Annotated in this window: 10 protein-coding genes; 3 read left to right on the top strand and 7 right to left on the bottom strand. The window is 66.5% G+C overall.

What is annotated here, in order from left to right; genetic code table 11:
* Window positions 1-13: 13 nt before the first annotated feature.
* Window positions 14-1000 (bottom strand): endolytic transglycosylase MltG, encoded by a 987-nt coding sequence (gene mltG, locus ACQ4MJ_RS06810; RefSeq protein ID WP_431149465.1) that lies wholly within the window; start codon window positions 998-1000, stop codon window positions 14-16.
* Between the two features lie 45 nt (window positions 1001-1045).
* On the opposite strand from mltG, the gene ACQ4MJ_RS06805 reads away from it, so the two are divergent.
* The gene (locus ACQ4MJ_RS06805) at window positions 1046-1954 is read left to right on the top strand and encodes a YgfZ/GcvT domain-containing protein (protein WP_431149466.1); all 909 of its coding nucleotides are present in this window, start codon (window positions 1046-1048) and stop codon (window positions 1952-1954) included.
* Window positions 1955-2019: 65 nt separating this feature from the next.
* On the opposite strand, the gene ACQ4MJ_RS06800 is transcribed toward ACQ4MJ_RS06805, so the two are convergent.
* The 3 genes from ACQ4MJ_RS06800 to ACQ4MJ_RS06790 form a co-directional block, all read right to left on the bottom strand.
* The gene (locus ACQ4MJ_RS06800; RefSeq protein WP_431149467.1) at window positions 2020-2877 is read right to left on the bottom strand and encodes a YbgC/FadM family acyl-CoA thioesterase; all 858 of its coding nucleotides are present in this window, start codon (window positions 2875-2877) and stop codon (window positions 2020-2022) included.
* 7 nt (window positions 2878-2884) lie between these two features.
* On the bottom strand, window positions 2885-3847 hold the full coding sequence (locus ACQ4MJ_RS06795; protein WP_055393974.1) for an alpha/beta hydrolase: 963 nt from the start codon (window positions 3845-3847) through the stop codon (window positions 2885-2887).
* Window positions 3848-3909: 62 nt separating this feature from the next.
* Window positions 3910-4779, bottom strand: a complete 870-nt coding sequence (locus tag ACQ4MJ_RS06790; protein WP_431149468.1) for a 2-keto-4-pentenoate hydratase — start codon at window positions 4777-4779, stop codon at window positions 3910-3912.
* Between the two features lie 97 nt (window positions 4780-4876).
* Between ACQ4MJ_RS06790 and ACQ4MJ_RS06785 the strand changes: the two genes are divergently transcribed.
* Window positions 4877-6013, top strand: coding sequence for an iron-containing alcohol dehydrogenase (locus tag ACQ4MJ_RS06785; protein WP_431149469.1), 1137 nt, complete (start codon window positions 4877-4879; stop codon window positions 6011-6013).
* Between the two features lie 270 nt (window positions 6014-6283).
* A complete protein-coding gene (locus tag ACQ4MJ_RS06780) occupies window positions 6284-9118 on the top strand; it encodes a bifunctional diguanylate cyclase/phosphodiesterase (protein WP_431153105.1) in 2835 nt (944 codons plus the stop codon).
* 3 nt (window positions 9119-9121) lie between these two features.
* On the opposite strand, the gene ACQ4MJ_RS06775 is transcribed toward ACQ4MJ_RS06780, so the two are convergent.
* The 3 genes from ACQ4MJ_RS06775 to ACQ4MJ_RS06765 form a co-directional block, all read right to left on the bottom strand.
* Window positions 9122-10327: a phospholipase gene (locus ACQ4MJ_RS06775; RefSeq protein ID WP_431149470.1), complete on the bottom strand. Its 1206-nt coding sequence runs from the start codon at window positions 10325-10327 to the stop codon at window positions 9122-9124.
* A gap of 44 nt (window positions 10328-10371) precedes the next feature.
* Complete coding sequence (locus ACQ4MJ_RS06770) at window positions 10372-11199, bottom strand: HDOD domain-containing protein (RefSeq protein WP_431149471.1); 828 nt, start codon at window positions 11197-11199, stop codon at window positions 10372-10374.
* A gap of 81 nt (window positions 11200-11280) precedes the next feature.
* Window positions 11281-13650, bottom strand: coding sequence for a Tex family protein (locus ACQ4MJ_RS06765; protein WP_431149472.1), 2370 nt, complete (start codon window positions 13648-13650; stop codon window positions 11281-11283).
* Window positions 13651-13669 lie beyond the last annotated feature (19 nt).

Genomic DNA, 13669 nt, shown 5'->3' with positions numbered 1-13669 from the left:
TTGGTGGAAGAATCTACTGCTGGCCGCGCTGGTAGCGGTTGACGGCACGGTTGTGCTCCTCCAGCGACGTGCTGAAGTGGCTGGCGCCATCGCCCTTGGCCACAAAGTACAGGGCGCGCGTGGCGTCCGGCTGCACGGCGGCCAGCAGCGACGCCTTGCCGGGCATGGCAATCGGAGTGGGCGGCAGGCCTGCGCGGGTGTAGGTGTTCCAGGGCGTGTCCGTCTGCAAGTCGCGGCGGCGCAGGTTGCCATCAAACTTCTCGCCCAGGCCGTAGATCACCGTGGGGTCGGTCTGCAGCAGCATGCCCACGCGCAGCCGGTTGGCAAACACGCCCGCAATCTGGCCCCGGTCGCTGGCCTTGCCCGTTTCCTTCTCCACAATGCTGGCCAGAATCAGGGCCTCTTCGGCCGACTTGAGGGGCGTGTCTGCCGCACGCTGCGCCCAGGCGGCTTCGAGGCGGCGGTCCATGGCATGCATCGCCCGGCGCAACACAGCGATGTCGCTGGAGCCTTTGGCGTAGGTGTAGGTGTCCGGAAAGAAGCGCCCCTCGGGTGGCACACCGGGGCGGCCCAGCTGGGCCATCAGCGCTTCGTCGGTCAGCGTGGCAACGTCGCGCTTGAGCTGATCTTCCTTGGCCAGCGCCTGGCGCACCTGGCGCCAGTTCCAGCCCTCGACCAGGGTGATGGCGCGCAGGCTCTCTTCGCCGCGCACCAGCTTTTGCAGCAGGCTGCGGGGCGTGGTGCCAGGGGGGATTTCATAGTTGCCGGCCTTGATGGCGCGGTCCTGGCCCGAGAAGCGGAACCAGGCGTAGAGCATGCGGGCATCCACACGCGCGCCTGCAGCCACCACATCACGTGCGACGCCCCGGGGTGTGGTGCCGGGCTCGATGGCAAGCTCCAGAGGCTCGCTGCCGGTCACCAGCGGCTGGTGCAGCCACCAAAAAGCCGCACCACCGGATGCGATCAAAACCAACGCGATCAAAGCCAGTAAACGTCGCACAACCCTGCCGTCTGTGTGTATGAAACAGGGCATCATAATTCAGCGATGACTTACCCCCTGAACGGCATTGCCCCCCTGTCCCACCTGGGCGTGATTCGCGTGGAAGGCGAAGACGCCGCCAAGTTTCTGCACGGCCAGCTCACCCAGGATTTCGCCCTGCTGGGCATGGACCAGGCCCGCCTCGCAGCCTTTTTGTCGGCCAAGGGCCGCATGCAGGCCAGCTTCATCGGCTTCAAGCGCAGCGCTACCGAGGTGCTGCTGGTGTGCAGCCGCGACCTGCTGCCCCCCACGCTCAAGCGCCTGTCGATGTTTGTATTGCGCGCCAAGGCCAAGCTGACCGACGCCACCAACGACTTTGCACTGTACGGTCTGGCCGGAGACACCGTGCCCGACGTCAGCCAGCCCGCCTGGACCAAGGCCGATATCGGCACCGCGTCGGTGGTCCACCTGTACCCCGCCGATGGCCAGCCCCGGGCCCTGTGGGTGGCCCCGGCCGTTGACCCGGCCCCCGCAGGCCCCGCGCTGGACGCCGCGCTGTGGCTCTGGAGCGAGGTGAAGAGCGGCGTGGCAACCCTGACCACGCCCGTGGTCGAGGCCTTTGTGCCCCAGATGCTGAACTATGAATCCGTGGGTGGCGTGAACTTCAAGAAGGGCTGCTACCCCGGCCAGGAAGTGGTTGCGCGCAGCCAGTTCCGGGGCACGCTCAAGCGCCGGGCCTACATCGCCCATGCGCCAGCCGAAGTGGCAGTGGGAGCCGAAGTGTTCAACACGGCAGACCTGGAACAGCCCTGCGGCACCGTGGTGCAGGTGGCTTCTGCACCGAGCGGCGGATTCGACACCATCGTGTCGCTGCAGATCAGCGCCGCGCAGGAAGGCAGCCTGCAGGTGGGTGCCACGGACGGCGTAGCGTTGGCACTGCTGCCGCTGCCCTACGCGCTGCTCGAAGATATTTGAATAAAAATGGGCTCCAGCGCTTATCCATCAAGCGCAAGCAGCTCATTTATTAATAGCAAAATCAACTACAACCGCTGCGCCATCGCAATGTGCGCGATGCCAGCCTCTTCGTAAGGCTCACCCACCACGGAGAAACCGGCGCGGCGGTAAAAGCCCTCAGCGCTGCGCTGGGCATGCAATTGCACCTCCGTGTCGCCCCGGGCGCGGGCGGCGGCGACCAGCGCATCCAGCAACTGCCGCCCCCACTGCGCACCACGCACTGAGCGGTCCACGGCCATGCGGCCGATGCGACCCACACCCGGTGACTGCTGCAGCAAGCGGCCTGCAGCAATGGGCATTCCCAGCCGGTTGTAGAGCACGGCATGGCGGGCCGAGATGTCGTGTACATCGGCTTCGATTTCGGCGGGAATGCCCTGTTCGTGCACAAACACCTCCGTGCGCACACGGCCTGCATCGCGGCCCAGCGTGTTCCAGTCGCCCGTGCGCACCTCGGCTATGTCGGCACCGGCCTCAAAGCCCTCGAAGATGGCACGCAGCGCGGGTGGCACCGGGCGCGAGGTCTGCGTGGCCGGGTCGGCAAACACATAGACCAGCTCAGCCGAGATCAGCAACCGGTCGCCACAGAAAATGCCTGCCGTGAAAAGGCAGGATGAGTTGCCGATGCGCGTGCAGCGCAGGCCCACGTCCAGCGTGTCATCGAGCCACGCAGAGGCGTGGTATTCCACCGTGGCCTTCTTCACATACATCTCACCGCCCAGCACATGCATGCTCGCCTCATAGGGCAAACCCAGCGCGCGCCAGTAGTCGCTCATGGCCGTGTCGATGTACATGAGGTAGTGCGCGTTGAACACGATCTTTTGCATGTCCACCTCGGCCCAGCGCACGCGCAGGCGGTGGAAACAGCGGAATTCGTTGCGTTGCATGTTGTCTTCACTCCATTCCAAAGGCCAATCGCAGCGCACGGGCTGCGTCAGCATGGGCCTTGCGCGCCTCGGGGATGGCGCGGCCCATTTTGATGAATTCGTGGGTCACGCCGCGGTAGATGTCCAGGTCCACTTGCACGCCAGCCAGGCGCAGCTTGTCGGCGTAGGCTATGCCTTCGTCCACCAGCGGGTCACACTCTGCCAGACCGATCCAGGCGGGGGCCACACCATCGACATCCGGGGCATGCAGCGGGGCAAAGCGCCAGTCTTCGCGCTCGGCGCGGCTTTGCACGTAGTTGCCGAAGAACCAGCTGATGGCAGGCTCTTCCAGCACCAGGCCGCGCGCGAAGGTGGTGTGCGAAGGCGTGTCCTGGTGCGCTGCACAGCCGGGGTAGATCAGCAGTTGCAGCGCCAGCGGCAGGCCCGCATCCCGCGCCAGGATGGCGTTGACGGCGGCCAGCGTACCGCCTGCACTGTCGCCGCCCACGGCCAGCCGCTGGGGGTCGGCCCCCAGGCGCTCAGCGTTGGCAGCCAGCCACTGCAGCGCATCCCACGCATCGTTGCTGGCCGTGGGAAAGCGGTGCTCCGGCGCCAGCCGGTAGTCCAGCGAGACGACCATGCAACCTGCAAGGCGTGCCAGTTCGCGGCACAGGATGTCGTGCGTGGCAACGCTGCCGATGGTGAAGCCGCCGCCATGCGTGTACAGCAGCATGGGCAGGCCCGCGTCGGTGCTGGGCGCATACAGCCGTGCGGGCAGCATGGCGCCGTCGCGGGCCGGGATCTGCAGGTCCTCCACCCGCGCCAGCGCGGCCTTGGGCACCTCCAGCACATCCGCGCCCGCCTGGTAAGCGATGCGTGCCTCCTGCGGCGTGCGCGTGTGCAGCGGTGGGTGCCCCGCGCGGGCCATGCGTTCGAGAACGCTGCGCATCTGGGGGGTGAGACGGGTGTGGTGGATGTGCAGGTCGGTCAACGGGTGGGGTCTCGGCAAGAAAAGAAAACGGCCCGCACGGCGGCGGGCCGCTCATCGGTGGCTTACTTGAAGGTCACGCGCACCGGTGCGGCGCCGGGCAGGCCATCGTAGGTGGCCGTCACCGACAAACGGGCCTTGGGTGGCAGCAGGGGCGAGAACGAGCCCAGGCTGATCAGATCGCCCGGCTGCATGGCCAGGCCTTCTTGCGCCAACGCGCCCGCCAGCCACACCACGGCATTGAGCGGATGCTCCAGGATGTCGCTGCCCTTGCCACCGCCCAGGCGCGCGCCCGCACCATCGGTCAGCGACACGTTCATGTCGGCCAGCGCCTTCAGCATGGCAAAACGCTCGCCGCGATAGGCTGGCACAGCAATGGGTGTACCCGCCACGCCCAGGCGCGCGCCCACGTTGATGGCCGTCACGCCTGCGCCATTGAGCTTGGGCGGCGCCTGCACCATCAGGTCGGGCAATTCCATGAACGGGATGATCTGGTCCACGGCATCCAGCACGTCCATGGGGGTCTTGGCCTGGTTGATGGCGGCGCTTTTCACGCGCACCAGCATGTCGGCCTCGTACAGTGGGCGGGCACCGAAGGCCGCATCCACCGTGGCGCCGCTGGGCAGCACCATGCCTTCGTAGAGCTTGCCCCACACGGGTTTGTCGGTGTTGAAGCGCTTTTGCACAGCGGGGTTGGTCAGGCCCGCCTTGTAGCCAATCACCTTGCCCATGCGCTGTGCCAGCAAGGCGTTGACCTTGCCGCGTGTGCAGGCGCCGTCGGCGTCAGTGAGGTTCTCGGGGTTGGCGGCGGGGGTTTTGGCGACATAGTTGGCCACCAGGTCGGCGGCCTGCGCATCGGTCAGGCACTGGGCCTGGGCGCTTGTCACAGATGCGACGGCTACCAGGGCCGCCATCAGGGTTTGCTTCGTTTTCACGCGTGTCTCCTCCTTATAAAGTGAGCTCAGAACTCGTTTCAAGGGCTGGCGAGCTATCGTAATCGCTGGCACTCCCATTCACACATCCTGTTGCACCATGGCTTTCATCTACTACGTCACCCAGATCCAGTTTGAATTCGGCGCCGTCAAGCTGCTGAAACAAGAGTGCGAGCGTGTGGGCATTACACGTCCGCTGATCGTGACAGACCCTGGCGTGAAGGCCGCAGGCGTGCTGCAAAAGGCGCTGGACGCGCTGCCTGGCATGACCGTGGCGGTGTTTGACCAGACGCCGTCGAACCCCACCGAAGCCGCCGTGCGCGCCGCCGTTGCAATGTACAAGGCCCAGGGCTGCGATGGCCTGATCGCCGTGGGCGGTGGCTCGGCCATCGACTGCGCCAAGGGCATTGCGATTGCCGCCACGCACGAAGGTCCCCTCACCCACTACGCCACCATCGAAGGCGGCTCACCCCGCATCACCGAGCGCGCCGCACCGCTGATCGCCGTGCCCACCACCAGCGGCACGGGCAGCGAGGTGGCACGCGGCGCCATCATCATCGTGGACGACCACCGCAAGCTTGGCTTTCACTCGTGGCACCTGGTGCCCAAGACGGCCATCTGCGACCCCGAACTCACGCTGGGCCTGCCCCCCATGCTCACTGCCGCTACGGGCATGGATGCGATTGCACACTGCATGGAAACCTTCATGTCCGCCGCGTTCAACCCGCCCGCTGACGGCATCGCGCTGGATGGCCTCACACGCGGCTGGGCGAACATCGAGCAGGCCACCAAAAACGGCAGCGACCGCGACGCGCGCCTGCACATGATGAGCGCCAGCATGCAGGGCGCCATGGCCTTCCAGAAGGGCCTGGGCGCGGTGCATTCGCTCAGCCACAGCCTGGGCGGCGTGAACCCGCGCCTGCACCACGGCACGCTCAACGCCATGTTCCTGCCCGCCGTGGTGCGCTTCAATGCGCAGGCGGAATCGGTGCAGAAGGAAAAGCGCCTGGAACGTATGGCCCACGCCATGGGCCTGGCAAGCGCAGGCGATATTCCCGAAGCCATCCGCGACATGAACGCCCGCCTGGGCCTGCCCACCGGCCTGGCCGCCATGGGCGTGAACGAGGCGATGTTCGACGACATCATCAAGGGCGCGATGGCCGACCACTGCCACAAGACCAACCCGCGCATTGCCACGCCCGAGGAATACCGCGACATGCTGGCGCAGTCGCTGTAAGGGCCTGCCCAAAGCGTATTGGTGATCTCCCTGCGGCGGCGCCACAGCACCTGGCGCGCCGCCGCCTCCAACGCACATAGAAGCCTTCCTGCCGTGGCCGCTCCTGCGGGATTGCGCTGTCCAAACCCATCTCACGCGATTCACTACGCGCTAGACTCCGACTCGTCAACAATTAATTAACAATTCATTACCCTGGTGGAGAGCCAGTTCAATGTCGTTCTGGCGCTGCCCGGAGACTTTGATCAGGCCCTGGGGGGAGGGCCACTGTCGATGCGCACCGGAAATCTCAGTACCTGGCTCCTGCGGGGCACCTATCCCCGGCTGTATGTGCCTATCGTGCTGATCATCGTGCTGGTCAGCACGGTGCGCTACCACTACCTGGTGGCCACAGAAACCGACGAGGTGCGCCGCCATGCCGCCACCGAACTGCGCCGTGCTGGGGATGCGCTGCTGCCGTCGCTGGCGGCCCTGCTAGCCTCGGACCGCCAGGCCCAGGCCACGCTGCTCAGCGAAGGGATTGCCAGCTTCGGGCCGGGCATCCATTCGCTGAAATGGCAGGTGGACAACGAGCCCGCCACCGAAGCCAGGGCGCCCCGCCTGCCCGCCACCGCGCCAGACTGGTTTGCCCAATGGGTGAACATTGCACCGCCCTCGCAACAGTTCAGCCAGGCGTTGTCCAGCGGTGGGGCCTCCGGGCGCCTGACGGTGACGCTGCAGGCGGCCCCCCTCGTCGGCCAGGTCTGGAGCACGGTGGTGGTGCAGTTGCGCATCTCGGCCCTCAACATTTTCACCATCCTGCTGCTGCTCACCCTGCTGCTGCGGGCCAATGCCCGCATGCTGCGCCGCCTGGCGGAAGCCACCGATGCGTTCCGCCAGGGCCGCCTGGACACGCGCATGGAGGTGACGGGCACGCTCGAATCGCGCGCCATGGCGGCCACCTTCAATGACATGGCGGGCAAGGTCCAGTCGCTGGTGCTGTCGCTGCGCGAAACCCAGCAGCAGCAAAGCGAACAACTGCACTTCACACGCCAGCTGATCGACGCCCTGCCCCTGCCGGTGTTCGTGCGGGATGCGAAGGGTGTCACCCTGGAAGTCAACTGCGCCTGGCAGCGGCTTTTTCATGCCCCTGCCGGTGCTGGCAGCGCTCAGGCCTCGCCACCCGCGTATCCCCAGGAGCTGTCGCCCGAGCGCTCCACCCAGATCGCCCAGGCGCAGGACAACGAGATCCGCGTGCACCCCGCCAACCACCAGCCCCCAAGGGACATGGCCTACTACGAGGCCCCATTCACCACCACCCGGGGCACGCTGGCCGGCACCATTGGCACCCTGGTGGATGTGACCGAACGCAAACGCGCCCAGGAGGCCCTGCGCGCCGAGAAGGAACGCGCCGAGGTCACGCTTGCCTCCATCGGCGACGGGGTGATCACCACCGACCCCTCGGGCTGCATCGAAACCATCAACGAGGCCGCACAGCTCATGACCGGCTTCACCGCCGACCAGGCGCTGGGGCGGCAGCTGGACGACGTGTTTCGCCTGTATGAAGAGCTTGCCAGCCGCAACGCCAGTTCTGCGGCCGAGCGGGACACCGTGCCCGGCGCCCTGCAGCCGGTCACGCACGAGGTGCTGATTCACCGCTCGGGCGAACGCTACGCCATCGAGTACACCGCGTCAGCGATCCGCCAGGGCGATGGCACGGCCGCAGGCTGCGTGCTGGTGTTCCGCGACGTGACCGAAACCCGCAACCTGCGCCACCAGATTTCATGGCACGCACGGCACGATCCGCTCACCGGGTTGTACAACCGCGCCGCCCTGGCCGAGCGGCTGACCCATGCCATCTTCGTGGCGCGGCAAAAAGGGCTGCTGCTGGCGGTGTGCATGCTCGACCTGGACCATTTCCAGACCGTGAACGACGCCCACGGCAACCGCGTGGGCGACCGCCTGCTCAAGGAAACCGCGCGGCGCCTGGGCGCCTTCATCACGCCGCAGGACGCCGTGGCGCGCATGGGGGGCGACGAGTTTGTGCTGCTGCTGGGCGAGCTGCCCGACGTGCCCGCCATCGAGGCGCGCGTGGACGTGCTCATGCAGCAGCTGGCCGCCCCCTACGCCATCGACGACCGCGTGCTGCACACCACCGTGAGTGTGGGCGTGGCCGTGTTTCCGCAAGACGACGCCAACCCCGACACCCTGCTGCGCCACGCCGACCAGGCCATGTGCCAGGCCAAGGGCTTCGGCCGCAACCAGATGCATGTGTTCGACGTGCAGCTGGACCACGCCGTGCAGACCCAGCACACGCGCCAGACCCGCGTGGCCCAGGCGCTGCACGCGGGCGAGCTGGTGCTGCACTACCAGCCCAAGGTGAACCTGCGCACCGGCGAAATCCTGGGGCTGGAGGCCCTGCTGCGTTGGCAACACCCCGAGCAGGGCCTGCTGGGCCCGCAGCATGTGCTGCCCCTGATCGAGGATGCCGAGCTGGAGGTGGAAGTGGGCGAATGGGTGCTGCGCCAGGCGCTGGCCCAGATGCGGCAGTGGACGGACGCCGGCATGCTGTGGGAGGTGAGCGTGAACATCTCCGCGCCCCACTTTCACCGGGCCAATTTTGTGGAGCGGCTCAAGGACATCCTGCACACCTGCCCCGAGGTGTCGCCCACCCGCCTGGAGCTGGAAATCCTCGAATCTGCGGCCCTGCAAGACATGCAGTACATGCGCCACATGATGCAAAGCTGCCAGGCGCTGGGCGTGCGTTTTGCGCTGGACGACTTCGGCACCGGCTTCTCCTCGCTGTCTTACCTGAAGCGCCTGCCCGCCGAAACCATCAAGATCGACCAGTCATTCGTGCGCGGCATTCTGGAAGACGGCGACGACCTCACACTCGTGAGCGCCATCGTCGCGTTGGCCGCCGCCTTCCACCGGCATGTGGTGGCCGAGGGCGTAGAAACCGCCGAGCAATGCGCCAAGCTGCTGGAGCTGGGCTGCGAGCGCGCCCAGGGCTTTGGCATTGCACGGCCCATGCCTGCGCACGAGGTGCTGACCTGGGCCCGGGAGCACGCTGCTCGCCATGCGGCCCGGGCGGTGCAGGAGGCGGCGCGGCGGCCTGCCTCAACCTGAGCACTACAGCGGTTGCACTGCGTTCATGTCGGGCCGCGCCAGCCACGCCTGCCACTCGTCCACCAGCTGCTGGCTGGCCCGCGTAGCCGCAAGCCAGGCCTTGGCGCGCGCGGCGCTGTCGGTGCCGTAGTGGGTGAAATCGTTGCGGTCGGGCAGCTTGGCGTTGGGCAAGGAGCGCACCCAGTCGGGGCTGGGCGACAGCACCACCATGTTGTCCAGCGCCGGGGTGGAACGGTGGCGCCACTTGAGTCCCTTGTCCAGCCAGCCGGGCACCACTTGGTGCTGGAAATGCGGGTACAGCACCAGGCCGGGCGAGGCAGTCGGGCCAGAATCTGAGGGTTTTTGGCCGCCAGCGCTTGTTGGATAATCGCTGCCAGCTATTAATTTAATAGCATTCTGTGATTGTTGGCCGTAGGCCAGGTGCAGGTGGTAGTCGGTGATGCCCCCGTCCCAATACGCTCCACGGGGCGCACCCGGAATGTTGTGCACGGCCTGCAGCACAAACGGGATCGAGCAGCTGGCTTGCAGCGCTGGCATGAAGTTGCCGCCGTGCAGCAGCACCTGGCGCGTGCGGTAGTCCGAGGTGCCAAACGGCAATGCAGCGCACGCAGCACCAACGCTCACACCAACACCATCGGCCGTGGCTGCATCGGACGAGGAAAACACCACCCGCTCCAGCCACGCCCCCATCGCCTTGCGGTGCACCGTGTTCGTCAGAAACGCGCCCAGATAGCCCAGCGGCGTGGCCACGCGGTGCTCGCGCCCCAGCAGGTGCCGCCCGCGCGAGGTGACGATGTGCAGGCGGTAGCGCGGGTGGCTCAGCACCTCGTCGATGCGCCCACCATAGAACGCCTGCAGGTTCTGCCCAAACCGCTCGCTCACATGCGCGGCCGTGGGGCGCTTCTTGCCCGGCGGCAGGTCGTAGTGCTGGTGGATGTAGTCGTGCTCCAGCCGCTCGAAAGCCGCCACCGACTGCTGCAGGCAGGCCGTGGCCATGCGCCAGGCGCCTATCGAGGCGCCCACCAGATGCACCGGCTGGCTGGACTGGGGCAGCCACTCCCCAAAGATAAAACGGTCCAGCGGACCCAGGATCAGGCCCTTGGGGCCCCCTGCCGCCGCAGGGATCACGCCCACATCGCCGGGCTGCAGCCCGTGGTTTTGAAGGTGTTGGCGGGCGCGGGGGCCAGCATGGATGCGCAGGGCTTTCATGGGCGGCATTTTCGCAAAGCCGCAAGGCGGCTCAAAACCAGCTCTCACACCACGTAATCAGCAGCCTCAGGCTTCGCAGTCCAGTCGATAGGGTCTTGCTGCAGCACCATGTCGATGTCCAGCCCCAGGGCCAAACCCACTTCGCCGGGGAACGACACGGCCAGTTCCTTTTCGCCCAGTTCTGCCTCACGCGCCCGGGCGCGCCAGGACGCCAGGTGGATCACGCCCGCGAGGGGCTCGTAGGCATTGTTGTCAAACGGCGCGCTCTGGTGGTGCAGGGCATCCACCACCACCTCGGGCAAACGCCAGCGGCGTGCCAGCCCGGCCGTCACATGGCCATAGCAGTAGCCAAAGATGCGCTGCTCGACCTTGCCGCGCCGCAGGTCAAACGGGGCCACCAGTGTGTTCACCGACTGGGCTTTGTCCGGGTCGGCCAAGTGAATCACCAGCTCGCCCAGCGCGTGCAACAGGCCGGTGGTGTACGCAGCGGTCTGGTTCTGGTGCACGATGCCCGCCAGCGACCGTGCCAGCTTGGCCGTGTTGAGGCTGTAGCGCCAGAACTGCTGCATGTGCACGCCGGGCACCGAGCGCGACGCGGTGCCCAGCGGTGCCGACGTGACCAGTGTGCGAACCTGGGCAATACCCAGCAGTGCCAGTGCTTCGGGGATGCCGGCAATCTGGCGCGGTACCTGGAAGGTGTGGGAATTGGCCAGCTCCAGCAGCCGCCCGGCCAGGGCCGGATCGGTGCCGAAAAGCTGGTTCAGACGCCGCAGGCTGGGCTCTTCATGCGCCAGCTCGCTCATCAGCAATGCCACCGTGCGCGGAAGGCTGGGCAGAGCTACGGGTTGGGCCAGCAGTGCGTTCAGCTCCATGGGGTCAGGCACCAGAGTTGGGGTTGCTGGCGATTATGGCCCCCAACCTGCCGCAAACCCAGGCCATCCCGCCGCAATCCGTCAACGGCCCTTGGCCTGTTGCAACTTGGCAAATGCCGACGCCATGGCCGACTGTTGCACGGGCTCGGGCGCGCGGCGCTGGGGTTGTGCATAGCCGCGGCCAGCCCCCTCAAAGCGGTTGTCGCGGGGTGCACCCCGGTCGCCGCCCTGGCGCGGTGGCGCGTCGCCCAGCTTCATCGACAGGCCGATGCGCTTGCGCTCCACGTCCACCTCCATGACCTTGACCTTGACGATGTCACCCGTCTTGACCACTTCGCGCGCGTCATTCACGAACTTGTGCGCCAGCTGGCTCACATGCACCAGGCCGTCCTGGTGCACGCCCAGGTCGATGAAGGCGCCAAACTGGGCCACGTTGCTCACCGTGCCTTCCAGGATCATGCCTTCCTTCAGGTCCTTGATGTCTTCCACGCCATCGTTGAAGCGCGCCACCTTGAAGTCGGGGCGCGGGTCGCGGCCGGGCTTCTCCAGCTCGGCCAGGATGTCCTTGACAGTGATCACACCAAACTTGTCGTTGGCAAACAGCTCTGGCTTCAGGGTCTTGAGCATGTCGGCCCGGCCCATGATCTCCACCACCGGCTTGCCCGTCTTTTCCATGATCTGCTCGACCACGGGGTAGGTTTCGGGGTGCACGCCGGTCATATCGAGGGGGTTGTCGCCCCCCCGGATGCGCAAGAAGCCCGCGCTCTGCTCAAACGTCTTGGCGCCCAGGCCCGCCACGTCCATGAGCTGCTTGCGGCTCTTGAACGCGCCATTGGCCTCACGCCAACGCACCACCGCCTTGGCCACGCTGCCCGACAGGCCCGACACACGGCTGAGCAAGGGCACGCTGGCAGTGTTCAGGTCCACGCCCACGGAGTTCACGCAGTCTTCCACCACCGTGCCCAGGGTGCGCGCCAGCTCGCTCTGGTTCACGTCGTGCTGGTACTGGCCCACGCCAATGCTCTTGGGGTCGATCTTGACCAGCTCGGCCAGCGGGTCCTGCAGGCGGCGGGCGATGGAGGCCGCGCCACGCAGGCTCACGTCCACATCGGGCATCTCTTGCGAGGCGTATTCGCTGGCGCTATAGACCGAAGCACCGGCCTCGCTCACCACCACCTTTTCAATCACGCGGTCCACCTTGGCCGCCAGCTTGATCAGGTCGGCGGCAAGCTTGTCGGTCTCGCGGCTGGCCGTGCCGTTGCCAATCGCAATCAGGTTCACGCCGTGCTTCTCGGCCAGCTTGGCCAGGGTGTGCAGCGAGCCCTCCCAATCGCGGCGCGGCTCGTGCGGGTAGACAGTCGCGGTTTCCACCAGCTTGCCCGTGGCATCCACCACGGCCACCTTCACACCGGTGCGGATGCCCGGGTCCAGGCCCATCACCACACGCGGCCCCGCCGGCGCGGCCAGCAGCAGGTCGCGCAGGTTGTCGGCAAACACCTTGATCGCCACCTTTTCAGCGTCGTCGCGCAGGCGGGCGAACAGGTCGCGCTCGGTTGAAAGGCTGAGCTTCACGCGCCAGGTCCAGGCCACACACTTGCGGATCAGGTCATCGGCTTTGCGGCCCTGGTGGCTCCAGCCCAGGTGCAGGGCAATCTTGCCTTCGGCCATGCTGGGCTTGCCGGGTTCGGGCTCCACGGGCAGCACCAGCTTGGCTTCCAGAATCTCCAGGCCCCGGCCCCGGAACACCGCCAGCGCGCGGTGCGAAGGCACGCGGCCGATGGGTTCGTCGTATTCAAAGTAGTCGCGGAACTTGGAGACCTCGGGGTCGTTCTCGTTCTTGCACTCGACCTTCTTGCTGCGCAGCAGCCCCTCGGCCCACAGCCATTCGCGCAGGTTTTGCACCAGTGCCGGGTCTTCGGCCCAACGTTCGGAAAGGATGTCACGCACGCCGTCCAGCACTGCGGGCACGGTCGAAAAGTCCGCACCGGTCTTGCCATCGTCCAGCACCTCGGGCGGTTTCGTGAAGGCGGCAGCCTCCACGGCAGGGTCCAGCGTGGGGTCGGCAAAGAGCTTGTCAGCCAGCGGCTCGATGCCGAACTCGCGGGCCATCTGGCCCTTGGTGCGGCGCTTTTGCTTGAACGGCAGGTAGATGTCTTCCAGCTCCTGCTTCGTTGGAGCTGCGGCTATGGCAGCACGCAGCGCATCGGTCAGCTTGCCCTGCTCGTCAATGCTCTTGAGCACCGCAGCGCGGCGGTCGTCCAGCTCGCGCAGGTAAGACAGGCGGGCTTCCAGCTCACGCAGCTGGATATCGTCCAGCCCACCTGTCACTTCCTTGCGGTAGCGCGCGATAAAGGGCACCGTGGCGCCCCCGTCCAGCAGCTCCACCGCTGCGCGCACCTGCTGTTCACTAACCCTGATTTCTGCGGCCAACTGCCGGATGATCTGCTGCATGTGTGGGCAAACTCTCTGA

Source organism: Acidovorax facilis (genome assembly GCF_050626955.1).
Taxonomy (GTDB): domain Bacteria; phylum Pseudomonadota; class Gammaproteobacteria; order Burkholderiales; family Burkholderiaceae_C; genus Acidovorax; species Acidovorax facilis.
This window is presented reverse-complemented; position numbering and strand designations above follow the sequence as displayed.